Annotated in this window: 22 protein-coding genes, 1 pseudogene and 1 riboswitch; of the genes and pseudogenes, 5 read left to right on the top strand and 18 right to left on the bottom strand. The window is 47.7% G+C overall.

Annotation, left to right across the window (positions count from 1 at the left end; all coding sequences use genetic code 11):
• Positions 1-75: 75 nt before the first annotated feature.
• The 8 genes from rho to B5F53_RS08555 all read right to left on the bottom strand — a co-directional run bounded on the left by rho (position 76) and on the right by B5F53_RS08555 (position 8,849).
• Positions 76-1,449, bottom strand: a complete 1,374-nt coding sequence (gene rho, locus B5F53_RS08590) for a transcription termination factor Rho (protein WP_087222369.1) — start codon at positions 1,447-1,449, stop codon at positions 76-78.
• Positions 1,450-1,628: 179 nt separating this feature from the next.
• Positions 1,629-2,987 (bottom strand): amidohydrolase, encoded by a 1,359-nt coding sequence (locus B5F53_RS08585; protein ID WP_330396174.1) that lies wholly within the window; start codon positions 2,985-2,987, stop codon positions 1,629-1,631.
• 91 nt (positions 2,988-3,078) lie between these two features.
• The gene (locus B5F53_RS08580) at positions 3,079-3,579 is read right to left on the bottom strand and encodes a COG2426 family protein (protein WP_087222449.1); all 501 of its coding nucleotides are present in this window, start codon (positions 3,577-3,579) and stop codon (positions 3,079-3,081) included.
• Positions 3,580-3,587: 8 nt separating this feature from the next.
• Complete coding sequence (gene hisC / locus B5F53_RS08575) at positions 3,588-4,658, bottom strand: histidinol-phosphate transaminase (RefSeq protein ID WP_087222367.1); 1,071 nt, start codon at positions 4,656-4,658, stop codon at positions 3,588-3,590.
• 58 nt (positions 4,659-4,716) lie between these two features.
• Positions 4,717-6,459 (bottom strand): S8 family peptidase, encoded by a 1,743-nt coding sequence (locus B5F53_RS08570; RefSeq protein WP_087222365.1) that lies wholly within the window; start codon positions 6,457-6,459, stop codon positions 4,717-4,719.
• Positions 6,460-6,570: 111 nt separating this feature from the next.
• Entirely contained in the window at positions 6,571-7,197 is a 627-nt protein-coding gene (locus tag B5F53_RS08565; RefSeq protein ID WP_087222363.1) for an NUDIX hydrolase, read from the bottom strand.
• A gap of 9 nt (positions 7,198-7,206) precedes the next feature.
• Positions 7,207-7,842, bottom strand: coding sequence for an ECF transporter S component (locus B5F53_RS08560; protein ID WP_087222361.1), 636 nt, complete (start codon positions 7,840-7,842; stop codon positions 7,207-7,209).
• Between the two features lie 139 nt (positions 7,843-7,981).
• A riboswitch (FMN riboswitch) is annotated at positions 7,982-8,099 on the bottom strand.
• 81 nt (positions 8,100-8,180) lie between these two features.
• Positions 8,181-8,849, bottom strand: coding sequence for a GntR family transcriptional regulator (locus tag B5F53_RS08555; protein WP_087222359.1), 669 nt, complete (start codon positions 8,847-8,849; stop codon positions 8,181-8,183).
• 144 nt (positions 8,850-8,993) lie between these two features.
• On the opposite strand from B5F53_RS08555, the gene B5F53_RS08550 reads away from it, so the two are divergent.
• On the top strand, positions 8,994-9,842 hold the full coding sequence (locus tag B5F53_RS08550; RefSeq protein ID WP_087222357.1) for a MurR/RpiR family transcriptional regulator: 849 nt from the start codon (positions 8,994-8,996) through the stop codon (positions 9,840-9,842).
• Between the two features lie 64 nt (positions 9,843-9,906).
• On the opposite strand, the gene B5F53_RS08545 is transcribed toward B5F53_RS08550, so the two are convergent.
• From B5F53_RS08545 to B5F53_RS08525, 5 genes are all read right to left on the bottom strand, one after another.
• A complete protein-coding gene (locus B5F53_RS08545; RefSeq protein WP_087222355.1) occupies positions 9,907-11,094 on the bottom strand; it encodes a uroporphyrinogen decarboxylase family protein in 1,188 nt (395 codons plus the stop codon).
• A 62-nt stretch (positions 11,095-11,156) separates the two neighbouring features.
• On the bottom strand, positions 11,157-12,431 hold the full coding sequence (locus B5F53_RS08540; RefSeq protein WP_087222353.1) for a TRAP transporter large permease: 1,275 nt from the start codon (positions 12,429-12,431) through the stop codon (positions 11,157-11,159).
• Entirely contained in the window at positions 12,428-12,952 is a 525-nt protein-coding gene (locus B5F53_RS08535) for a TRAP transporter small permease (protein ID WP_087222351.1), read from the bottom strand. The genes B5F53_RS08540 and B5F53_RS08535 overlap by 4 nt, the downstream gene beginning before the upstream one ends.
• Positions 12,953-12,987: 35 nt before the next feature.
• A complete protein-coding gene (locus B5F53_RS08530; RefSeq protein WP_087222349.1) occupies positions 12,988-14,040 on the bottom strand; it encodes a TRAP transporter substrate-binding protein in 1,053 nt (350 codons plus the stop codon).
• A 49-nt stretch (positions 14,041-14,089) separates the two neighbouring features.
• The gene (locus B5F53_RS08525) at positions 14,090-15,211 is read right to left on the bottom strand and encodes a tyramine oxidase subunit B (RefSeq protein WP_087222347.1); all 1,122 of its coding nucleotides are present in this window, start codon (positions 15,209-15,211) and stop codon (positions 14,090-14,092) included.
• 313 nt (positions 15,212-15,524) lie between these two features.
• Here B5F53_RS08525 and B5F53_RS08520 point away from each other — a divergent pair, with 313 nt between their 5' ends.
• Both B5F53_RS08520 and eno read left to right on the top strand, forming a co-directional pair.
• Entirely contained in the window at positions 15,525-16,955 is a 1,431-nt protein-coding gene (locus tag B5F53_RS08520) for a glycerate kinase type-2 family protein (protein ID WP_087222345.1), read from the top strand.
• Positions 16,952-18,229 carry a phosphopyruvate hydratase gene (eno, locus tag B5F53_RS08515; protein WP_087222343.1) on the top strand — a complete coding sequence of 426 codons (1,278 nt, stop codon included), beginning with the start codon at positions 16,952-16,954 and terminating at the stop codon, positions 18,227-18,229. The genes B5F53_RS08520 and eno overlap by 4 nt, the downstream gene beginning before the upstream one ends.
• A gap of 56 nt (positions 18,230-18,285) precedes the next feature.
• On the opposite strand, the gene B5F53_RS08510 is transcribed toward eno, so the two are convergent.
• The gene (locus B5F53_RS08510) at positions 18,286-19,869 is read right to left on the bottom strand and encodes an ASKHA domain-containing protein (protein ID WP_087222341.1); all 1,584 of its coding nucleotides are present in this window, start codon (positions 19,867-19,869) and stop codon (positions 18,286-18,288) included.
• Positions 19,870-19,942: 73 nt separating this feature from the next.
• Positions 19,943-22,096: a Tex family protein gene (locus B5F53_RS08505; RefSeq protein ID WP_087222339.1), complete on the bottom strand. Its 2,154-nt coding sequence runs from the start codon at positions 22,094-22,096 to the stop codon at positions 19,943-19,945.
• A 156-nt stretch (positions 22,097-22,252) separates the two neighbouring features.
• On the opposite strand from B5F53_RS08505, the gene B5F53_RS08500 reads away from it, so the two are divergent.
• On the top strand, positions 22,253-22,816 hold the full coding sequence (locus B5F53_RS08500; RefSeq protein ID WP_087222337.1) for a DUF4190 domain-containing protein: 564 nt from the start codon (positions 22,253-22,255) through the stop codon (positions 22,814-22,816).
• A 28-nt stretch (positions 22,817-22,844) separates the two neighbouring features.
• Here B5F53_RS08500 and B5F53_RS08495 read toward each other — a convergent pair whose 3' ends face one another.
• Complete coding sequence (locus B5F53_RS08495) at positions 22,845-23,303, bottom strand: GNAT family N-acetyltransferase (RefSeq protein WP_087222335.1); 459 nt, start codon at positions 23,301-23,303, stop codon at positions 22,845-22,847.
• Positions 23,304-23,321: 18 nt separating this feature from the next.
• Positions 23,322-23,729, bottom strand: a complete 408-nt coding sequence (locus B5F53_RS08490; RefSeq protein WP_087222333.1) for a DUF2752 domain-containing protein — start codon at positions 23,727-23,729, stop codon at positions 23,322-23,324.
• Between the two features lie 86 nt (positions 23,730-23,815).
• Between B5F53_RS08490 and B5F53_RS08485 the strand changes: the two genes are divergently transcribed.
• Complete coding sequence (locus B5F53_RS08485) at positions 23,816-24,601, top strand: DUF975 family protein (RefSeq protein ID WP_087222331.1); 786 nt, start codon at positions 23,816-23,818, stop codon at positions 24,599-24,601.
• Positions 24,602-24,664: 63 nt separating this feature from the next.
• On the opposite strand, the pseudogene B5F53_RS08480 reads toward B5F53_RS08485, so the two are convergent.
• Positions 24,665-25,174, bottom strand: a pseudogene (locus B5F53_RS08480) (shikimate kinase); the annotation flags it as partial.

Here is a 25,174-nt window from a genome sequence, read left to right as displayed (position 1 = left end):
CTATACGTTCATAATTGCTTCAATTTCTAAACAGCTTTCAAATTATAGCATATCCTGTTCAGGAATGCAACCGCTTTATTGAAATTTCTGTTTTTTTACAGTCTGAACAAATTCCCGGTTATTTTCCGTTCTGGCAAACATATTGAGAATCTGTTCCACTGCCTCTTCGGACTTCATTCCATTTAAAGCTCTCCGCATGGAATAAACTGCTTCCATCTCTTCGTCAGATAACAGCAAATCTTCCCTTCTGGTACCGGATTTCTGTATATCAATCGCAGGAAATACCCGTTTCTCCTGCAGTTTTCTGTCTAATACCAGCTCCATATTTCCGGTTCCTTTAAATTCTTCATAGATTACATCATCCATTTTACTTCCTGTATCCACCAGAGTTGTGGCCAGAATCGTGAGGCTTCCGCCTTCTCTCATATTTCTGGCTGCGCCGAAGAACCGCTTCGGCATATGTAAGGCGGCCGGATCCAGACCTCCTGAAAGAGTTCTTCCGCTTGGCGGGATAACCAGGTTATATGCTCTGGCCAGACGGGTCATGGAATCCAGAAGGATAGTCACGTCCTGTCTGTGCTCCACCAGGCGCTTGGCCCGCTCCACCACCATCTCCGACACCCTTTTATGGTGTTCCGGGAGTTCATCAAAGGTGGAATGAATAACTTCCACATTGGCTCCCTGAATGGCTTCCTTAATATCGGTCACCTCTTCCGGACGTTCGTCAATCAGAAGAATGATCAGATGCATCTTTCTGTTATTCCTTAAAATGGATTTGGCCACATCTTTCATTAAGGTGGTCTTACCTGCCTTCGGCGGAGATACAATCATGCCCCTTTGCCCTTTTCCTATGGGGCTTATCAGATCCACAATCCGCATGGCAAGGCTTCCGTGAGGCCGCTCCAGAACGAGCCGTTCATTGGGGAAAATCGGCGTCATTTCTTCAAAATTGTATCGTCTCAGGCTCTCATTGGGGGCAAAGCCATTAATGGATGTCACATATAACAGGGCGCTGAATTTCTCTCCCTGGGTTTTCACCCGGATGTTGCCCTGGAGAATATCCCCTGTCTTTAAATTAAACCGCCGAATCTGGGACGGAGAAACATAAATGTCATTCTCTCCCGGCAGATAATTTTCACTTCGGATAAACCCATAGCCGTCGGGAAGAACTTCCAGGATACCGTTTGCCTTTTCTCCGCTGTCCAACTGGGCCGTCTCCGGAGGCATCCTGGTTTCTCTCTCCTGTTTTTCCTGTTTTTCCTGTCTTTCCACCCGAATTTCTCTGCTGTTTTCCGTCTCTTTCTGCTGTTTTGTCTCTTCTTTCTGATCTTCCTGGAGCATACGTTCAATCAGATCACTTTTTTTCAGGGCGGAAATTCCTTTCATTCCTCTTGCTTTCGCCAGGTCACGGAGTACACTCAGTGACAGCGACTCATACTTCTCTCTCATCTTCTACCTCTCTATCCTTGTTAGCATCTCAAAATGGAATTATTGTCTGAATGGACGGGATGTGTTTTTGTTTCATTTCTATTTGAGTTTATCACACTTGTCACATTCTGTCCACAAAATCTCTTCGACACATTTCTGCAAAAAACGCCCTGAACCAGCTTTTTCACTTCTGATTTTTATTAACGTCTCTTCACCGGGAAACGTTCCGGCAGCTTTATTCCTCCCCGTCTGCAGATTTCCCTGGCATGTTCTTTTCCTTCCCGGATAATCTCCTCTTCGTCAATTGTCAGGAGTTTCCGGTCTTTCATCAGCCATTTTCCGTCGCACATGGTGCTTTCAATATTGGTGCTGTGCATGGAAGTAACCAGATTGGCAATGGGATCATGAATGGGAAGCATGTCCACAGAACAGTCCGGATCTATTATAATCAGATCTGCCTTCTTCCCGGCCTCCAGACTGCCGCATATGCCTTCATCTCCCACAGCCCGGGCCCCGTTTATGGTTGCCATGGCCAGAATTTCTTCTGCCTTTACCGCATCCGGTTCCAGTCTCCAGCCTTTGTGAATCAGAGACGTTACCCACATTTCATCCACCATGTTCATCCGGTTATTGGTTGGGGCTCCGTCGGTGCCCAGAGCCACACAGACTCCCTCTCTTAACATCCGGGGAATTTTGGCAAATCCCAGTACACGCATGGCAGACGCCGGATTATGAGAGACTTTTACCTGATGTTTCCGGAACATTTCCACTTCCTCATTGGTCAGCCATACCGCATGGGCGGCAATCACATTTTTATCCAGGAATCCCAGATTATTCAGGTGGGTTACCGTAGTCACCCCTCTGGTTTCTCTGGCATATTCCACTTCTGCCTTCGCCTCTGCGATATGCATATGTACGCCCACGCCGTATTTATCCGCAAGCTCCTTGCTTCGCAGAATCAATTCATCCGTGGCATTAAAAATGGTACGGATTCCGAACCAGACCTGAATCCTGTCCTCTGCCGTGTGATTAAATTTCTTTATCAGTTCTTCCTGAATATCCAGTTCTTCCTGCGTGCTTTTCTGCCAGACGGCCGGAAGTCCTTCTCCGCAGTCCATGACAGATTTCGCCAGTTTCGCCCGGATTCCCGCTTTTTCCACTGCCCTGACCATTCCTGCCACATGCTGTCCTCCCGGCTCGGCAATGGAAGTACAGCCTGCTTTAATCTGTTCCGCGCAGAACAGCAAAGTGGAAATATAGGAATCCTCTTCTGTCATATTGCTCTCATAAGGCCAGATCCGTTCCCTGAGCCAGGTCAGAAGATCCACATCATCCGCCAGTCCTCTGGCAAGCTGCTGAGAAGTATGGGTATGGGTGTTGACAAAACTTGGCATCACGATTTTCCCCTTACAGTCTACTACCTCCCGGCAGTCATCGGGCTGTTTTACAAAGCCCGCATCCACGATTCTGTCACCGTCAATGAGCACCGAACCGTTCTCATAGACCTCTCTTTTGGGATTCATTGTAATTACATATGCATTTTTTAAAAATGTTTTCACGTTTCTACCTCCTCTTTATAGAAAAGGACTGTCTTAAATTAAGAAGTCCTTTGTCTTTGAAACAATGGGTTCTAAGTTAAGACAGTCCCTTTTAGCTTACAATATTTCCCACCAGAACGTAAGAAAAAAGATACATAATCACCGTCGCCATTAAAATGCCGCCGAAAATTGCCAGAGAGGACTTGCGAATATCAATCTCCAGAAGAGAAGCGATCAGCGCTCCTGTCCAGGCGCCGGTTCCGGGAAGAGGAATGCCCACAAACAACATCAGACCCCAAAACTCATACTTCTTAATCTGATCACTTTTCTTCATGGCGCGATCTTCCAGTTTCTGAATCAGTCTGCGAAACAGCCTCGTCTTTTTCAGCAGTTTAAAGATCTGGCGGATAAAAAGTAAAATAAAGGGAATGGGAATAATATTTCCCACAATGCACAGAGGGATTGCGCTCAGCGCCGGCACTTCCAGAAGGGAAGCAGCCAGAAGCCCTCCTCTTAATTCCAGAATGGGAATCATGGAAATAATAAAAATCACTGCCTGTTCTGAAACATAGGGAGACAAATTAGCGGTAAACCACTCGACCAGTACATCCATAAAAATTTTCAACCTTTCTTCTTTTCTGATAAATAATTACCCAAAAATGCAATCAACGTTTCCATTTCTTCTCTGGTCCCGATTGTTACCCGAAGATAATTGTCAATTCTGGGAGAGGAGAAATATCTGACATAAATATGTGCCTTCCTCAGCGCCTCATAGAGTCCGGAAGCTTCGCAGTCCCTGTGGGTGATAAACAGAAAGTTGGCCTGAGAATCTCCAAAGGTAAATCCCAGCCGGCGAAGCTGCTCCTTCGCCCATTCTCTGGTTTCCACAATTTTAGCCGTAGTTTTCTCAAAATACTCCCGATCACGGATAGCCTCTGCTCCGCTTATCAGCGCCGTGCGATCCATGGTATAGGAGTTAAAGGAATACTTCACCTCATTGAGGCAGCGGATCAGATCCGGATTTCCCATGGCAAATCCAATCCGCATTCCTGCCATGGAACGGGACTTGGAAAAGGTCTGCACTACCAGTAAGTTATCATACTTTTCTGTCAAAGGCAAGGCGGATTTTGCCCCAAAATCCACATAAGCCTCATCCACAATAACCACCACATCCCGGTTATGCTTCAGAATCTCCTCAATCTTCTCCAGGGAGAGTACTTCTCCTGTAGGCGCATTGGGATTGGGGAAAATAATTCCTCCATTTTCTCCGAAATAGTCTTCTGCCTGAATCTGAAAAGCATCATTCAGCAAGGGCCGGCGGTAGGGAATCCGAAACAGTTCTGCCCACACATCATAAAAGGAATAGGTAATATCCGGAAACAGAATCGGTTTTTCCGAATTAAAAAAAGTCAGAAAGCACATAGCCAGTACGTCGTCGGAACCCACGCCCACAAATACCTGTTCTTCTTTCAGTCCATAGTACTCTGCCAGGGCTTCCACCAGAATTTTCGCTTTAGGATCCGGATACAGCCTCATCTGCTCTGCACTTAAACCTCTCAGGGCCTTCTCTACTCCTGGAGCCGGCGGATAGGGGTTCTCGTTTGTATTTAATTTAATCATCTGTCCGTCCTGGGGCTGTTCTCCCGGTGTATAGGGTACTACTTTTCTTACGTTTCTCTCCCACAGTTTCATCTTTTCCTACCTCCTGCTGTTGCTTTTTTGCCTATTGTAAAGGCAAATCCTCTCTTTGTCAAACCAATCCCTGAGGCAGACTGTCTGCCAGACACAAAGCCCCGTATCCCATCTGTGCATTGGGCCATGATTCCAGCCCCCGGATCTGTCTTGCTCCTCTCCTTAAATAGGCCCGCAGTTTTTCCCCATATAAATAAGGATCCCGTCCCTGCAGGATTCCCCACTGCATCATAAGAGCGGCGCTGCCTGTCACAAAGGGCGCGGCAAAGGACGTTCCCGTCACTTCCCGGTAGCCCCCTCCGGGACTGGGCGCGGTAATGCCCACGCCGGGAGCGGCCAAATCCGGTTTCACAAACTGATCCGCTCCCAGATACCCCCGGCCGGAAAATTCCGCATAAGTATCCTGAGCGGAATCATAGGCGCCTACGGCGATGACCTTGCGGGCCGTAGAGGGAATGGTCAGAGTAATATCCGGACTGGAAAAATAAAATCCCGTATTTTCATTTAAAGCGCCGCCTCCCGGAAGCCAGAGATTCACCGTCCCCCGCACTACCCGCCTCCCTATAAGACGGATTCTCCAGATTCCCTGGTCAATGTACGTATCCCGTGGAATAAAATCCATGTAAATTTCCTGGGTGAGCTGAAAGGGGCTGGGCTTCCCATAGTAAACCAGAATATCCGTATTGCCCAGCAAAAACCGCTGAGGACCCAGCCTCTCGTAAAAGGGGCCCGCCGTTTCCCCGGAAGGAGCAATCAGGTAGATTTCCAGTTCATCCACATAGGCCTTCCAGAGCTGGATATTCATCACACTCTCGTATGAACTGATAGATAGCTGCACCTCCTTTACCTCCCCGTTTTTTACCGTCTCTGAGGTATGCACGAAACGGCTTCCTTCATTTCCGGTTCCCACGCAGATACTGTTTCGTCCCATAGTCGCCACACTGTCCAGATAGGTCTCCAGCAGGGAATCCCCCTGATGGGAGCCGTAGTTATTGCCGAAGCTCAGGTTCAATGCCATGGGCTGGTTCCGTTCCAGAGACTGACGGATCAGATAGTCGATTCCCTGTATCAGTTCCGTTGTTCTGGGAAAAGAATTTTCCCGCGGCGCCCCCAGCTTCACCACCATCAAATCACTTTCCCAGGCCACGCCCCGGTTCAGTCCCTGGGAGGCTCTCCCGTTTCCCGCGGCAATTCCAAGCACCTGGGTTCCGTGTCCGCTCAGATCCCGGCTGGGAACCAGCTCATAGCCCTCCCCCTCCGAACTGCTTAAAAGAGCCTGATCAATCTGTTCCCTGGTAAACTCTGCTCCCATCTGATATCCTCTGGGCGGCGTCCCCCGGACGGTCTGATCCCAGAGACTTAAGATCCGGGTGCTTCCGTCCTCCTTCCGGAAATCCGGATGACGATAGTCCACTCCCGAATCCACCATTCCCACCAGAACCCCTTTCCCGCTTAAGCCGGCAGGCGGAAGCTGAAGGGAACGGATACAGGAAGCCTGCAGAGCCTCAAATACGGCAAAAAACAGTCTTTTGGGCTTTTCAATATATTCTACCCTCTCTTTTTGGGCCAGCCTCTGAATCTTTTCCTGGGTCATTGTCATAACCGCATATTGATTCAGCAGCGGAACAGCGCTCATCCCCTCTTCTAAAATTTCCTCCAGTTCCCCGGAATATTTCACAATTACATCCCACAGATTGGTCCGGGGATCGTATCCCACATTTAAATCAAAGGATTTCTCCCTTTCTTCCTGCGAAGAATCAAAGGCCAGGTTTAAAAGATTATCCATCTTCTGGTCATCCATAGAAACCTCCAGATAAACAGCGCGCCCCTTCGTCTCAAAATCTGAAACGAAGAGACGCGCCAATCGCTTATTACTATCTTATTGGGATCGCGTTTCTTTCAGCACCGTTTTTTAACTATCTTTCATTCCTTCCAGGAAAGAAAATGGTTCTTCCTCTCTGCCGTTTATAAAATGCATCAGCATGTACGCACACATAATGGCCACATTTTCTTCCCGCAGAATTCTTCTGGCTTCGTTTTTATCGGCCAGAACAATCTCAATCTCCTCGCTGTCTTCCTGATTTTTCTGACTCACCGTTCCGTCGGCATATCCGTAAACGGTGGCGCAGGACTCATCCGTCATTCCCACCGTGGTAAAAAACGGCTTTTCATAAACCTCATCTGCCAAAAGAGGGGTAAAGGTAAGTCCCGTCTCTTCTCTCATCTCCCGGATGGCCGCCTGGTGGAAATCTTCCTCTTTTTCCACAAGTCCTGCCGGAAATTCATAAATATAATCCCCCAGGGTATAACGGTATTGCCGCACCAGAACAACCCGATCCTTCTTTTCCCCATACAGGCTGTAAATAATCACCCCGTCAGGCCGGTTCTCTCTTGTTTTCAGCTTCAGATCTTCCGTCCGAACTGCCCTGGAAGCCACATAGTAGGATACCGGAGTCTGATGAACGCTGGTTGCCTCTACCTGATACAGATTTACATAAGGATTATCCGTAAGTTTTTGCACTTCATGAATTTTACCCATTTTCTAACCTCAATCTCCCCGCAAAACCACGCGGATTCTCTTATAAATTAATGTAACAATCACAGAAATCACAATTCCCTTAAACAGATTAAAGGGAGCGATAATAAATACGGCAAAAGTAAACAGGTTGTGCACCACGCCCTGCACGGCTGTTCCCATTTCAACAAAAGCCTCAACCGGCATACCAAAAGCTTTCCCATACAACGGCAGCATCACAAAAACGTTTACAAAGCACGCTACGACCGTCATGGAGATCGTACCCGCCGCCATTCCCACAAGGGCGTGGGTTCTGGTCTTCCTGTGATGATACCGGTAAATCATGCCTGCCGGAATCAGAAAGGCACAGCCCATAACAAAGTTGGCAAATTCTCCCACCCCCGCTGTGGTACTGCCATGAAGTACAAAGTGCAGAAGGATTTTAATCAGTTCAATCAGCATCCCCGCCACAGGCCCCATGGCAAAGGCCCCCACCAGAACCGGAATCTCTGAAAAGTCCATCTGATAAAAAGGCGGCGCCAGAACCGGAATCGGAAATTCAAAATTCATTAAAACGCCTGCGGCCGCACCCAGCATGCCCACCTGCACAAGGGTACGCAGTTTACTTCTGTTCATTTCCTGTTGTCTTCGAATCACTTGCTCACTCATGTCATTCTCTCCTTTTTCATTTTTATTATACAGAAATAAAAGGAAATTCTTTGAGTGAATTTATTGGAAAAGCCAGTTATAATTCTGTTACATAATAAAAGATCCCCGAAACAACGGGGATCAGGAAGTTCTGGCTTCTTAATTTCTTCTCTCATCCAGACTGTACTGTCGGTTTTGGAATCTCACCAAATCAGCCGCTTTCGCGGGTCGCGGACTTTACCGCCGGTAGGGAATTGCACCCTGCCCCGAAGAATTTTCTTTTATTTGTTTTTATTATATTCTTTTCCCTTCCGGTTTGCAAGAGCTTTTTGCCAATCCTCCAAGGCTACGGCGTATCCTCAGCCCAAACGGTTTATAAATTCAATTTCCATGGCTGTTCTCTCCCAGTGTCTTTTCGTAATCATGGAAATGGTAAAACTGTCCCGGATTTCCAAATCCTTAATCAGCTCCTGATGATCCCAGACTGATTCTTCCAGAGTAGCCGTTTCCTTAAAAAACCGGTATTCCAGACGCAGAATGTGCGTCCAGAGAGTATTGCAGAAATCAATAATATAATCGTTTCCCGCAATCTCCAGAATATATTCATGAAAGTCTCTGTCTGCCTGGAGAAGTTCCATAGGCTCCCCCCTGCTTTCCACAAGACGGGAAAAGACTTCGCCCTTCTCCTTTAGCTGCAAAATCTGTTCTTCTGTCACCTTTTCCACAGCCATGGAGGCCGCAAGCTGCTGAAGGCTTATCATCGGCAGATACCACTGCCCGATATTTTCCGTCTCCATCTCTGTGACAAAGGTGGCTTTTCCCGGATAGGAACGGATCAGTTTCTGCATTTCCAGCTGCTGAAATGCCTCCCTTACCGGCGTGCGGCTCACATGGAAATGGGACGCAATGTCAAAGTCGGAAATTTTCTCTCCCGGCTTTAATGTTCCCTCAATGATCCATTGCTTCATATTTTCATAAATCTGGTTCCTGGCAGAACCTTTCATCTCACGAATTTCCGGTAAGTTCACAGTTTTATCCCTCCCTTCCAGATTATACCAATTTTTTGCGTTTCTGTACAGACAAGACCTTCCCGCAACTTCATCCCGGGGAATTGCTTATCCTTTTCAAAAATGTTAGAATAGGAAAATACACCAGTGAACAGGAGGTTCTTCATGGATAATTTTTTTCAGAAACTCACAGAGAACTATGATTCTTTCACCCATTCCCAGAAATCCATCGCCAATTATCTGCTCGACAATCAGGATAACATCGCCTTTGATACCCTGGAAGATCTGGCCGAAAAAATCGGCGTAAGCACCACTACGGTCATCCGTTTCTCCCGGGTACTCGGCTATCACGGCTACAGCGATATGCAGAAAGATATTCAGGATAATATACGAACCAAAGTGGCTCTGCCGGATCGTTTCGATAAGACGAATCTGCAGATTCCCAAAAACCAGCTTCTCCAGCAATCCTTTTCCAACGATCTGAACAACATCAATAAGACCCTCTCCCTGCAAAAAGACGAAGATCTGGAACAGGCCATCCAACTGATTTCCCAGGCGAAAAACCTCTTCGTACTGGGGATGCGGGCTTCCTTTTCCATTGCCCATTATCTGGCCTCCCGAATCGGAGAAATCAAACCCAACGTGCACCTGATTTCCTCCACAGGAATGATTTACCCAGAGGAGATTAATTTCGCCCAGCCGGGAGACGTCTGCATCGCTTACCTGTTTCCCCGGTACTCAAAAACTGCCACCACCATGCTCTCCTGGTTCCGAAGCTGCGGAGTGAAAATCATTCTCATCACCAGCCAGAACATCACTTCCGTTACCGGCTACGGAGATGTCCTGCTGCCCTGCACCATCTCCAGCGTCTATTACAAAAACTCTTACGCAGCGCCCCTGTGCCTGACCAACTTTCTCATTGCAGCCATTGCGCAGGCCAATCCGGAAGAATCCCGTAAAATGCTGGAACGCACAGAAACCATTCTCAGTCAGGGATTTTATCTGGGTCTTTAAACCTCTTCCCTAAAAACGGTGATGACTGCTGAAACAGCCATCACCGCCGACCGGTCTTATCTTCTTATTTTACCGCCCCGAATTCTTTTACTTTCTTCATAATAGTCAGCAGCCGGTCAAATTTGGCCGCCGGAGGTGTGGAATCCGCAATGGACAAAATCAGCCGCCGACCGTCTCCTGCCGCTTCCAGAGTTTTATCCAGATATTTCTCAAACTCATAATCAGTCATACTGTCCTCCAGAACACTGATGGCCGCAATTCCTCCCCAGATAGCAATTTTACCGCCAAAAGCTTCCCGGATTTCTCCCAGACTTTGTTTCGTCATGGGCGCCGGACAGATGGAATCTGCCACATCAACCTCTGCTTTCACATATTCCTCCAGCAGCCCTGTATTGTCTCCGTCGGTATGAGTCAGCAGAAGTTTCCCTTTACTATGGAGATACTGAGAACTCCATTTCAGCTCTTCTGTAATAAAGTCCCGGAAAAACCTGGGGTTGGTAGACATAGAATCGTAATTTGCCCCCACATATAAAATCTCACAGGGAGAGTCGGCCATCACCATCAGAATCTCCCTTAACAGTTTCCGGATGCTCTCACAGGCGCCCTCCATAAGCTCCGGACAGTCCACTGTATTGTACCAGAAGGTTTCAAAGGGCGTCATCTCCTTTAACAGCGCGTGCATGGGGGAACCTCCCTCGTACTGGAATCCCACCACAGGCCCCCGGTCACCGATTTTCTCTTTCAGCCGGTCGTAGTATTCATATCTGGGTTTCACCCTTCCCCGTTCAAAAATATAGGCCAGCTTTTGGTAATCCTCTTCCTCCTGAATAGCAAACTTAGTCACCAGAGGCTGGGTAATTCCCGAAAGCCGCATTTGTTCGTCATAGTGAATCTGGGTCGTTAAATCTCCGTAAGGGGTGTGATAAACGGTGTTGATTTTCGGTCCGTCCTGTTCCACTTTTCTTTCCACATCAAATTCCACTGTGTAAAACACAGATTGGGTCCGGTGAATCCCCAGTCCCACATCTGCATAGTCTTCCAGGGACTCTACCGTACTGAAATCAGGTACCACACAGTGATAACCCAGTCCCAAATCATCCAGAATTTCCACTAAAGAGGCATTTTTATATTTGTCCGGGAGGGTATTCTGCAGTTTATTTCCCTGATACCACAAATCCAGTCTCGGTACGAAGGGCAACTCCTTTAAGTCTTCTCCCCGAATCGCCCGGTAAATCATTTCCTCATGCGTCATATCCGCTCTCCTTTCCTTTCCTTATTTCTGCCCAATGGCATCCAGGCCCTTAGGGTATTTCCTTATCCGTGAATAACGGAAGGCAGCAGGGTTACCATCTGGGGAACCAGCCCCATCACAAGGGCAATCAGCGCCAGCGTCACCGCAAAGGGTACAATGGTTTTATACAGTTTTGCCAGTTTAATCTCCGCAATGGAACTTGTAATAAACAACAGCATTCCCACCGGAGGAGTCACGCATCCAATGAGCAGAGTCACAACGGTAAAGACGCCGAAATGAACAGGATCAAAGCCATAGGATGCGGCGATAGGCGCCAGAACCGGCGTTAAAATAATCATTGCCGCCGTATCCTCCATAAAGCAGCCGATGAACAGATAAAAGGCCCAGATAATCAGAATAAAAATACAGGGGTTGGTGGTAATGGAACTTAAAAGATTTCCGGCCATTACCGGGAAATTATTGCGGGCCAGTATCCATCCGAAAACCGAAGAGATTCCTATCAGAAACATGGGCGTTGTGGTGGCGTAAGCCGCCCGTATTACAATGGGTTTTATATCTTTCAGTTTAATGGTTCTGCTTATGAGTCCCACCGCAAGGGCATAAACCACAGCCATAACTCCTGACTCCGTAGGAGTGAACATTCCTGATAAAATTCCGCCCACAATAATCACCGGAGTCAGCAGCGCCCAGATCGCCTTTCGGAAAGCTGCCCAGATTTCTTTCAGGGTGGCACGTTTTTTCTTCGGAATATTTCTCTTTCTGGAAATCAGATAGGTAATCACCATCAGGGCAAGACCGAAGCAGATTCCCGGAACTACGCCTCCCACAAACATATCTCCAATGGAGACGCTGGTCATGGAACCATAGATAATCATCATAATACTGGGCGGAATAATGGGGCCGATTACATTGGAGGAGGCAATCACTGCCGCCGCAAAATCATCATCATACCCTTCGTCCTTCATAGCCGGAATCAACATTCCCCCGAGAGCAGAGGCATCGGCCGCTGCGGAGCCGGAAATCCCGGCCATCAGCATGGCTCCCAGAATACTGGTCTGAGCCAGGCCGGCCGTTAAATGACCTACCAGGGAAGAAGCAAATTCTACAATTTTCTTGGTAATTCCGGCAGAGGCCATTACCTCTCCTGCCAGAATGAAAATCGGCACCGCCATCAGAGAAAAGGCGTCCAACTGCACAAACGTCCGCTGGGATAAAAGGATCCCCGGCAGATCTGCCGACAAAAGAGATAAAATGGAAGAAATGCCAAGGGCAGCTCCAATGGGCATTCCCAGGAACAGAAAAACAAAAAATACAATTACCAGAATTGCTATGGTCACCTGGTATCCCCTCCTTCCTCTTCTGCCTCAGATTTTGGGTAAAAATAATATTTCACTGCCGAATAAAGCAGAAATACAATAGAAAAAATCCCGCACAAAACCAGACAGAGATAAATAATTCCCATAGGCACTCCCAACGCAGGAGATGGCGTTGTTCCCGTCCCCTGTATCATGACAATGGTGTAGTAAGAAAACCATCCCATAGTAAAAATCATAACCACATAGTTTACCAGCATAATGCACTTCTGGACTTTTTCCGGAAATTTCAGAAGAAAATAGTCCAGACAAATATGAGAATCACTCCCGAAAAGCACAGCGGTTCCCAGCATAACAAGCCAGACCCCGGCATAACGGCACAGTTCTTCGCTCCAGATAAACGACTTGTGAAGAAACTCCCGGCCGATTACCTGCACAAAACCGGAAAGTACCACAACAATAAAAAGCAAGAAAATTATCCACTCTATGGCCTGCTTCAGCCTGAGCATGCCTTTATCAATCCTTTTCATGGCAGCTTCACTCAACAGACATCCCTCCTAACTACCGTCTTCGTTCTTTCTCAGGCATCCAGTTTCTCCAGTAAATCCTTCGCGTCGTATTTCTCTGCATATTCCTCTTTCATAGACGCACATGCATCCATAAACTCCTGACGTTCCGGATAGGTAATCTCAATTCCTTCCGCCTCCATCTCTTTTAACGCTTCCGCATCCGCTTCCATAAAGTACTCCCATTCCCAGTCAGTGGCTTCACTCATGGCCTGATCCAGGATTTCTCTTTGCTCTTCCGTCAGCCCCTGATAAACATCCTCATTAATGACCGGAATCTGGGAACTGAAGATATGATTGGTAACTGCTATGTATTTTCCAACCTCATAAAACTTCATGGTATACATTTCTTCCGCACATACCTCTACGCCGTCAACGACTCCTGTCTGTATGGAAGTATAAACCTCGCCAAAGGGTATGGGTGTGGCGTTTGCTCCCAGAGCCTTAAACATATCCACATAAACATCTACTTCCGGGGCTCTCATATTTCTTCCTTTTAAATCGGAGGCTGAATGAATAGGGGCGCTTTTGGTCATCATCACACGGAACCCGGAATTCCAGTAATCCAGGACACGAATCCCCTGTTCCTCAACCATTTTTTCCTTCAGTTCTTCTCCCGGTTCCCCTTCCAGTTTTGCTCTGACATCCTCATAATCTTCATATAAAAATGGAAGATCCAGCATACCGAACTGAGGAACCAGATTAGAAAGGTAGGCGGAAGTATTCATAGCCATATCAATGGTTCCAAGCTGCACGCCTTCAATTAAGTCCCTCTCATTTCCAAGCTGACCGCTTCCGTATACTACAATTTCCATTTTTCCGTCTGACAGTTCCTTTACCCGGTCTGCAAAACGGGCAATGGCCTGGTCTTCCGCACCGCCTACCGCCACATTATGGGCAAAACTCAGAGATACTTCCGCATCGGACGAAGTTTCCGTTTCACCAACAGCAGCCGTTTCTTCGCCTTCCTCACTTCTTTCAACCCCACAGCCGGCCAGGCCGGATGCCAGAATACAGAAGATAAGCAGTCCTCCTGTTATGATCTTGTTTTTCAACTTTTTCTTCATAGGTCCTCCTCCTTTTCCTTTCCGTTAACCTTCTTTCCAGACTCTTTCCTTATGCCTGGAAAGGGGAATCCCAGAGTAATAATTTCGTTCCGATTCCTTTCTCCAGAGCTTTCTGATACAGGGCATATCCAAGCCCAACATCGAAAGCAGCCATTCCGCATGCCACAAAAGTCACTCTTTCTTTTTCTGATTTCCTCCCTTCCTTCTGTCCCAGGATCACATCCCCGAGACTTACGGAATCCTGCAGTTTCGGCATTTTTCCGGCGTCAATGAGACGATATATAGGCCCTCCGATAACCCCGTCATAATACTGTTCCTTATCGCCGGACTCCACCGCTTCCTGCACATAGGTTTCATGAAGCTTTGTATTGTCATAAATTAAATTGGTGCTCATCCAGTAAGAAGCATCGGTCTGCACCGGACCGGTAATCAGAAGCGTCACCCCTTCTTTCAGCCACTCATCTTTTATATAAAGAGGTTTCAGGCGGGAGGCAGCCACTGTAACCACATCCGCGTCCTTTAAAGCGTCCTGCACGTCCATTGTGGTACGGCCATCCACCTTCAGCTCCTCCCTGGCCCAGTCCAGATACTTTTTGGATGCAGTTTCAAAAATATCGTAGCAGACAATATTCTTCACCTTCGGAAGCTGGGACAGGATATTTCTCAGACAGGAGCGATTGATCTGTCCGCACCCCAGAACCGCCACCGTCTCAGAATCTTTTCTGGCCAAATACCGGGCCGCTACTCCCGGAACAGCTCCTGTCCTTGCCGCGCTCAGCAGATTCGCTGACAGAAAGGCCAGAGGTTCTCCTGTATCCTTATCATTTAAATTCAGAGTCAGTACAGAACGCGGGAGACCCTTTTTCGGATTGGCGGCGTTGGATCCATACCATTTGTTTCCGCAGACATCAAAGTCGCCTCCCAGATACGCCGGCATGGCCACAAAGCGGCGATCCGGACCTGCCAGAGGCATATTGGGGAAGGGAGACTCTTTCGGAAAAACCAGCCCTAACCCATGACTGTTATGGCTGCTTCCTCCCATGAGATAATCGCCAATGCTTAACAGCTTAAATACTTCCTGAGCATTGTCGATACACATTTCCACATCCAGAACCCCGGCTTCTATGGTATCTTTCTCTGACAAATATAAAAATTCCGTTCTTTTCCCCATGGGCATTCTCTCCTTTTCGTATTTTTTCATTCTTCTTCTGTACGTTATGTATTATTTAATACATTTTTAATCTTATAATATATTAGAATACTCGTCAAGTATTCTTTTTATTTTTTACTTATCGCACAATTTTATAACTATTTTTCGTTTATAATGCTATTTTTTTATTATTTTTCGCTCATCCATTGACTTAAGCAATATATTACAATATACTAAACTCACATTTTTGTATCAAATAATACACATTGTACAATCATTCTTCTTTTCTGTATATTTCTACTGTGCACTATTTGCTGAGAATGGAGCGTAAAAAATGAGAAAAATACGTAATTATGAGGAACTGCTCTCACACGGAGACGTGAAATCCAGAAAAATTGTATTAGATATTACAGAAAAAACACTGGAAAGGCTGGATGCCTCCCTGAGAATCAAAAGCATCATGTCCATGGAAGGCTCCTGCCTTCATATCGGAACGAAAACCTGGGATCTTTCCAAAAAACGCCACGTGTATCTGCTGGGGGCCGGCAAAGCCTGCAATCATATGGCCATGGCAGTGGATGAAATCCTGGGAGACTACCTGACAAAAGGTATCGTTATTGTAAAAGTTCCGGAGGAAACGGATGTTTTCCATCATACGGACGTGTATGTGGGAGGACATCCTCTTCCTAATCAGGAAGGCTACCGGGCCTGTCAGAAAATACTGGAACTGGTGGATCAGGCCGGGCCGGAGGATCTGTTCCTGGTGGTTATCAGCGGAGGCAGTTCTGCCTTAATGAGTTGTCCTATAGAGGGTATTACTCTGGAAGATGAAATCCAGACCACTGACGTTATGTTAAAATCCGGCGCCAATATTTACGAAATCAACGCGATCCGCCGCCATATTTCCGCTATGAACGGCGGTATGCTGGCTAAGCGGATTCAGTCTGTGGGGGCAGAACTGATTGGTTTTGGCATCAGCGATGCCGTGGGGACTCCCGCCACCGGAAATATCGGAATCCCTTATGAACATTACGCCAGCACTCCCATGGGGCCGGATAAAACCACCCTGGAGGACGCACGCAGAGTCATAAAAGATTATCACGTGGCTGACAGGCTTCCGAAACGGGTGGTGGAATACTTAATGCAGGCAGGCCCGGAGTGCGAAACTCCCAAGGAATTTCCGGAAAACACCTATTTTCTATTAAACACTTTACTGGATTCCTGCATTTACGCAAAAGAAATTGCCGAAAGCATGGGGATTCCTGCCTTCATCCTCACTTCTTTTCTGGAAGGAGAGAGCAGGGATGCCGGTACTTTCTTCGCTTCTGTCGCCCGGGAGATACAGGCCTACGGAAATCCTTTTCCGGCCCCCTGTGTTCTTTTAAGTTCCGGAGAGGTTACGACCCGGATTTTGGACAACCGCCTGATAACCGGCCACGGAGGCCCCTCCCAGGAGCTGACCGCCGCCTTTGCCATTCTGGCGGCCAAAACAAAGGGCGCCTGTATGCTCTCCATCGACTCTGAGGGAACAGACGGTACCACTCCCGTTGCCGGCGGGCTCACAGACTCAGCCAGCCTCCAGAGGGCTCTTCAAAAAGGGGTGGATCTGTATGCCGCTCTTCGCGGACATTCCTGCTATGAAGCATTAAAAGAAATAAACGATACGGTTTTCACCGGAAATACAGGAACCAATTTATGCGACTTTAATATTTTATACGTTCCTGCAATAGAAAGCGAAAACCAACGGAAAGGAGAATTCCTATGAATTCCAGAATACAGGCAATCCATGCGCGGCAGATCATCGACTGTAAATGCCGTCCCATGGTGGAAGTAGACGTTATCACAGAAGGGGGATTTTCAGGTACCGGCTGCGCTCCCACCGGTTCTTCCGTAGGGATGTATGAATCTTTTGTGCTGAGGGATCACAACCCAAAAGAGTATCACGGAATGAGCGTACATAAAGCCGTGGAAAATGTAAACCGGCGGCTGGCTCCGGCTTTAATCGGAATGGATGTGCTGGATCTTCCTGCCATTGACCACAGAATGATAGAACTGGACGGAACAGAAAATAAAAAAAATCTGGGCGGCAATGCCATCTACTCTGTTTCTATCGCCGCTTTTCGGGCCGCCGCGGCCTGCTGCCGTCAGCCCTTATATTCCTATATCGCTCAGAAAGAAATTGAAACTGTCCCCATCCCCAGCTTTAACATCATAAACGGAGGCCGCTATTCGGATCTGGTACAGCCTTTCAACGAATTTCTGATTCTCCCTTACGGAGCCTGCGATATTTACGAGGCTGTGGAAATGGGGGTAAACACGTTCCAGGAACTAAAGTCCGTCCTCACCCGCTTTCTGGGAGGAAAGAGTCCGGAAATTGCTCCCTCTTACGGCTATGCGGCTCCTTCAGAAGATCCGGAAATCGTCCTGGAACTGATGCAGGAAGCCGTTGCAAGGTGCGGCTACTCGGAAAAAATGGCCTTTGCCCTGGACTGTGCTTCCAGCGAAATGTACAATCCAGTTTCCAGAACCTATCTGCTGAAAGGAGATCAGGTTTCCTCCGGGCAGCTAATCCGGTATGTAAAAAATCTCACAGAGAAATTTCCCTTCGTCTTCATCGAGGATTTATTAGACGAAAACGACTGGGACGGCTGGCAGAAAGCCCACCAGGAGATTACAGGCGCTTTGCTTCTGGGAGACGATCTCATTGCCACCAATCCGAAACGCCTGCAGAAGGCCTGCCGCCTTGCTGCCATCGATGGTTTTATCCTGAAACCCAATCAGGTGGGAACCATCACCGAGGCTCTAAAAGCCTATGACTTTGCCAGGAAAAACCACCTGCTCGCCACCCCGTCCGGACGTTCCGGAGGCGTAGTTGGCGATGTGGTTATGGATCTGGCCGTGGGACTTTCTGTTCCTTTTATTAAAAACGGAGCTCCCCGCTCCGGCGAGCGCATCGACAAACTCAATTTTCTGATGAGGGTCTGTGATGCCAGCCCCGGCTGCAGACTCTCAGATATATCCCCTCTGCTGCGATTTTAAGACAATCGCAGAAAGAAAAAGGGCTTTCAAAGCTTCCGCTTCGAAAACCCTTTTTCTCATTCTTCTTCATAATCAGGAAATTCCAGTTCGTCCACAAACACATCCTGAAAATCTTTCTCTGCAGCCAGTTCCAGGAAATCCACCTTTTCATAAATGGAAGCGGCATGCTGAAATTCTTCCCTGTTTATCACGGCCAGTTTGGCCCCTTCGCCTGCCGCGTTTCCCACCGGGCGCACCCTCTTTAGCAGAACCTGGGGAATCAGTCCTATGGCGCAGGCGCTTTTGGGATCCATATAATTTCCAAAGGCTCCCGCCACCAGCACCTCCTGAATTTCTTCCTTCTGAATTCCCAGATACCGACACATCAGGGTAATTCCCGCCGCCATCGCACCTTTGGCAAGCTGCACTTCCCGGATGTCTTTCTGGGTCAGAAATACCTGGCCTCCCAGAAAGAAAGCTGGTTTCCCCTCCACCTCTGTTAAGCGGTCTGCCTGCTTGCGCGCGAACTCCGTTTCCAGCTCCTCCCGATCGTAGAAACGGCCGGAGGATTCTACAATTTCTTCTTTTAAGAGCAGAGCCACCGCATCCATCAGACCGGAACCGCAGATTCCTTTGGCCTCTCCTTTTCCAATAACCGAATATCTCAGTTCTCCATTCTCTTTCCAGACATGATCAATGGCTCCTTTTGCACCCCGCATCCCACAGTGAATCTTCGCTCCCTCAAAAGCCGGACCGGCGGCGGTGGAACAGGCCACCATTCTCTCTTTGTTCCCCAGAACCAGCTCCCCGTTGGTTCCTATATCAATCATTAAAGCAATCTTTTCCCGGTGATCAAAATCCGTAGCCAGCAGACAGCCTACCGTATCCGCTCCTACAAATCCTCCGATGTTTGGCAGAACCAACAGCCGTCCCCGGGGGTGGATTTCAATTCCGTATTCTCCGGCTTCTGCTGTTACAGGCTCTTTCATGGCCGGCACGTAGGGCGCCTTCACCACAGAATCGGGGCTCAGCTCCAGAAACAGATGATGCATACAGGTGTTTCCCACAAAGGAAACCTGGCTGATCTGTTTCTTATCAATGGATGCATCTTTCGCCAGCCGTTCCAGAAGCTGATTCATAGCTGTTCGAATGGCATGACTTAAAGCCTCTTTCCCCTTTTCGTTCTGGAGCACGTAATTGCAGCGCATAATTACATCAGCTCCATACTGAGACTGAGGATTCAGCATACTGGCATGGGCAATCTGTTTTCCGCTCTCTCCGTCCAACAGATAGCCCACCACTGTTGTCGTCCCTACGTCAAAGGCAGCCAGATACCGGTTGTCAAGCCCCTCTGCTTTCATAGGATCAGCCGGCACCAGACGACTCTCCCCGTTTTCCAGAATTGCTACCCCTTCTTCCCGCACCGAGGAATCCACGGTCAGATCTTCTGTCACCTTCACACAGCAGGCTTTCTGAATCCCCGGATGGCTCCCGTTGAGAATGTGGACTTTACATTTACCGCAGGTTCCCATCCCTCCGCAGGGTGCATCCGGCTGAAGCCCTCCTTCAATTTCCGCCTGCAGCACCGTTGTGCCTTCTTCCACAGTTACACTGCAGTTTTCTCTCAGAAAGGAAACCTGAAATTTTCTTTTTTCTCCCATTACAGCACCTTCTCTTCCCATTTTCTGTCTTTTATTCTCAGTATAAAGAAAAATCGGGAAAAAGGCAACATTCTCAGGAAATTCCCCGCATACTCAGGCCAATTCTCTTCTTCCTTACATCCACGCTGAGAACTCTTACCTCTACCACATCCCCCACGCTTACAACTTCCAGAGGATGTTTCACAAATTTGTCAGAAAGCTCGGAAATATGTACCAGTCCGTCCTGATGAACGCCTATATCCACAAAGGCGCCGAAATCAATCACATTTCGCACTGTGCCTTTGAGAATCATTCCCTCTTTCAAATCTTCCATCTCCATAACATCTGTCCTCAGGATGGGTTTGGGCATCTCATCTCTGGGATCTCTGGCAGGCTTTTCCATTTCCTTCACAATGTCCTGCAGGGTAATTTCTCCGATTCCCAGTTCCTCAGCCAGTTTTTTCTCATTCTTAATCTGTCTGGAAATCCCTGTGAGTTTGCCGCCGGTAATGTCTTCTTTCGTATAGCCCAGCCTCTCCAGAAGTTTCTCTGCCGCTTCGTAGCTTTCCGGATGGACGCTGGTTGCATCGAGGGGATTGTCGCCCTGCAGAATCCGCATAAACCCGGCGCACTGTTCAAAGGCCTTCGGTCCCAGTTTTCCTACTTTCAACAGCTCTCTGCGGCTGCGGAAACGGCCGTTTTCTTCCCGGTAAGCCACTATGTTTTTAGCAATCGTTTTGGAAACGCCGGAAATATATTCCAGCAGAGAAGCAGAAGCCGTATTTAAATCAACTCCCACCTTATTTACACAGTCTTCCACCACGCCTTCCAGGGCCGCCCCCAGTTTTTTCTGGTTCATATCATGCTGATACTGGCCTACTCCGATGGATTTGGGATCAATTTTCACCAGCTCCGCTAGGGGATCCTGAAGTCTTCTGGCAATAGAAGCTGCGCTTCTCTGTCCCACATCAAAGTTGGGAAATTCTTCTGTGGCCAGTTTGCTGGCGGAATAAACGGAAGCTCCCGCCTCATTGGTAATCACATACTGGACTTTCTGGGGGATTTCTTTTAAAAGTTCAATAATAATCTGTTCTGACTCCCGGCTGGCCGTTCCGTTCCCCACGGAAATCAATGTAATCTTATAGGTTTCAATCCACTCTTTCAGCTTTGCCTTGGCCGCCTGAATTTTTTTCTCTGTTGTGGGCGCTGTGGGATAAATTACGGTGGTATCCAGAACCTTTCCTGTGGCGTCTACCACGGCCAGCTTACATCCGGTCCGAAAAGCCGGATCCCATCCCAGAACCACCTGTCCCACAATAGGAGGCTGCATCAGAAGCTGTTCCAGATTCTTTCCAAATACGGAGATTGCTCCGTCTTCCGCATTCTCCGTCAGTTCGCTGCGAATCTCCCTTTCAATGGCCGGGGCAATTAAACGGCGGTAACTGTCTTCCGCCACCGCTTCCAGAACAGGGCCTGTATAATGATTTTCTCTGCTGATCACCTTACTCTTTAAGTAGCGGAGAATTTCCTCTTCCGGAGCCTGAATTTTCACCGTCAGAATTTTTTCCTTTTCCCCTCTGTTTAAAGCAAGCACCCGGTATCCTGCTATCCTGGAAATTTTTTCTTCAAACTCATAATACATCTCATAGACAGAAGATTCCTCCGGCTTTTTCGCCGAAGAAACAATCGTCCCCTTTTTCATAGTTAATTTGCGGATATAAATGCGGAAATCTGCCTCGTCTGAAATTCCTTCGGCCAGAATATCTCTGGCCCCTGCCAGAGCTTCTTCTGTGGTTTCCACCCCTTTTTCCGCAGATAGATAGGCCTTCGCCTCCTCTTCTAAGGGCTTCTCCGTTCTCTGAAGCAGAATCAGAGCAGCCAGCCCTTCCAGCCCTTTCTCCCTGGCAATGGTGGCCCGTGTCCGCCGTTTGGGGCGATACGGACGGTATAAATCTTCTACCACCACAAGGGTCTGAGCCTTCTCAATCTGCTTTCTCAGTTCTTCTGTCAGCTTTCCCTGTTCTTCAATACTGGAAAGTACCTGATTTTTCTTCTCCTCCAGATTCCGGAGGTACTGCAGACGTTCGTGCAGTTTACGAAGCTGTTCATCATTTAAAGATCCGGTTGCCTCTTTTCTGTATCTGGAAATAAAAGGAATGGTATTCCCCTCGTCAATTAATCCAACGGCAGCCTCTACCTGCCATTTCTGCACCTTTAGCTCTTCTGTCAAAGCTTCAATAATTTGCATGTGTTTGTCTCCTTTATGAAAGTTCTTACGTGTGTTTAAATGTATCAATCCCCCTTCTATTTGTCAAGTAAGGACCTTTTGTTTGGAATCTGCTTGTCTCCTGCATGAGAACGTGGTACAATAAAATTCAGAATTTTAAGAAAGGAAGGAACTGTTATGGAAAACAATAACTTTGAAGACACAACCAGCAATTCCGGCAGCTCTCCTGTACCGGAAACTTCTGCAGATACATATAACAGCCAGACAACTCCGGAGCAGAATACAGCAGATACCTATCAGAACGACGGCAGCCAGAACTATTCCCAGGCCAACACCTATTCCTACGGACAGAACGGCTATTCCTCCTACGGACAGGCAAACAACGGTTATAGTTCATCCGGCGGCTATCAGCCTCAGAACGGAAAGACCCCTGCAAGTCCTATGGCAATCGCTTCTCTGGTAATGGGTATCCTTTCCCTGGTACTTTGCTGCTGCATCGGAATCGGCGGCATCGTTTTAGGCGCCTTAGGTATTATTTTTGCTATTCTTTCCAGAAAAGGCAAATCCATGGAGACCATGGCCAAAGTCGGACTGGGTCTCTCCATCGCAGGCGTGGTCTTAGGCCTCATTACCGCTGTTTTCTTCTTTATAGGCATGCTTGCCAACGATGAAGCACAGTCAGACTACGGATTCCCGGGCGAAAGCAGCCTGGAATATTATCTGTACGATTATTACGATTAATCCATACAAAAGACGGATGAAGCACCCCTCATCCGTCTTTTTCCTTTCTCATGCAGTAGTTGGTCAGAAAAACACCCTGCCTTTGTACCTGCTGTTCTTTTATTACCCGGTATCCCATTTTTTCAAAAAAGGGTTTTGCCGTGATGGAGGCTTCTGTTGTCACCAGCTGCTCCTTCACCGTCTCTTCCAGCCTCTGACACAGAGCCCTTCCCACGCCTTTGTTTTGATAATCCTTATGGACAAACAGACGATCCAGGTATCCGTTCTCATCTATATCCCCGAAACCTGTGATTTTTCCGTCCTCTTCTGCCACCAGTGCATAATGTTCCAGTAAAGAACGGTTCCATTTCTTTAAATCTGAACCTCCGGCTGACCAGGCATCCCGTTGTTCTTTCGTATAATCTCCGGCATTTATCGTATGTATGGTTTCATAAAAAAGTTTTCTCGTCTCTTCACAGTCTGAAGGTTTGTATTTCCGGATTTTCACAATTGTCTCCTCCCTTTCTTACAGTGTAATACCCCAGACAGCCAGCAGCAGATTTTTCACCACCCAGTTTCCCATAACCAGAATCACACAGAGATACAAATAAATATTCCGGTACTTCATTCCCATCTTCCATTTTCCCCGTGAAAGGTACTCAATGGTATGGCTGAACAGATACCAGGCCGAAAGGACGCATACATAAGGTACCAGGGGATGGTACCAGAGGGATTTCAGCAAATGCCCGTGACACAGTTCCCAGAAGGCTCGTGTCCCTCCGCAGCCCGGACAGTAAAAACCAGTGACCCTGTAAAAAAGACAGGGCATGTAGGAAAGGGCTTTTATATTTTTCAGACTGAAATACGCCGCTGTCCCGAGAGCCGCCAGCGCCCAGAGCATTCCATATATGACTTTCTCCATCTTCTTTCTCATGGCTCGTCCTTTCTCTTTCCATTATCTTGTATATTCTTTCCAATGTTGCTATAATATTTGTATTTATTAAATCAGGAGGTTTTTCTATGCGTCGTAAATCCAAAGACTTAAAAATTCTGGCCCTCTCAGCTTTGCGCGGCAATTATATGATTCCCATTCTGGCATCTTTAACCATAAATATTCTGGTAGGTATGCTGACTACCCTTTCCACCTATCTCTTCGGCGGAACTTCTTTGTTTGCAGTCCTTGCAGACCATGCTTTCAGCTTTATCCTGTCCCTGATTCTCACTGTATTTACCGCAGGACTGAATCTGATTTTCTTAAATATTGCGCGGAAACAGCCCTATTCTTTCAGCAACCTGACGGCTATGTTTTCCCGGAAGCCTGACCGGATTATCATTGCAGGTTTTTTCCTGACTCTGATTAATCTGATCACTTCCATTCCTTACTATATCATCCTGTACCGTATGCCGGAACAGCTCACCATCGAGGAACTGGCCGAATACAGCCTGCCCCTGTTACTGACTCTGGAACTTAGCGTACTGCTGGATTTCCTGATTACGCTTCCTCTGTGCCAGGTTTACCTGCTGTTAATCGACTACCCGGATCTGGAAGCCATGGCCGCTTTCCGGGAGAGCGCCCGTCTGATGAAAGGAAATAAGGGACGCTACATCTTCCTGCGCCTCAGCTTCCTTCCCCTTGTGTTTCTCTCTGTCCTGACCTGCGGAATCGCCCTTATATGGGTAACTCCCTATATACAGATGGCAAATACCATGTTTTATCTGGACATCACCGGAGAACTGGACGCTGTGAGAGAGAATCCGCCCATGGATTCCCCATACCCACAGGACGATTATAATGCAGAAGCTTAAATTTCTTATCACCGTGTAAAACGGGCTGACCGGGACAATTCCCGGCAGCCCGTCTTTCTTTTCTCAGAGATTTTCCAGAATCTCCTTCCCTATCTGTTCTATGGTTTTTCCATCGGTAGCTATCAGAATGTCTGACGCACTTTCATACTTCTCTCTGCGCGACTCCATTAACCGGGCAATACCTTCCACACTCATTCTGTCTTTCAAAAGGGGACGGTTCTGATCTTCTTTCACCCGTTCATAAATGGTTTCTGCAGAAGCAGTCAGCCAGATAACGGTCCCGTTTTTCTTCATTTCCTGCACGTTTTGTTCCCGTAAAGGAACACCGCCGCCGCAGGAAATCACCACATTGGTTTTCTCCTGCAGTTCTTTAAGCAGTTCCGTTTCCAGATCCCGGAAGTACTCCTCCCCGTATTTCCCGAAGATTTCCGGAATACTCATCTGCTGCCTTAGGGAAATCACCTGATCCATTTCCACAACCTCCATTTCCAGAAGGCCGTGCAGATATTCTGCGACAGTAGTTTTTCCGCTTCCCATAAAGCCAATCAGAACCAGATTAAAATCTAATTTTTT

The sequence above is a fragment of the Blautia sp. An249 genome (assembly GCF_002159835.1).
Classification (GTDB): Bacteria; Bacillota; Clostridia; order Lachnospirales; family Lachnospiraceae; genus Blautia_A; species Blautia_A avistercoris.
This window is presented reverse-complemented; position numbering and strand designations above follow the sequence as displayed.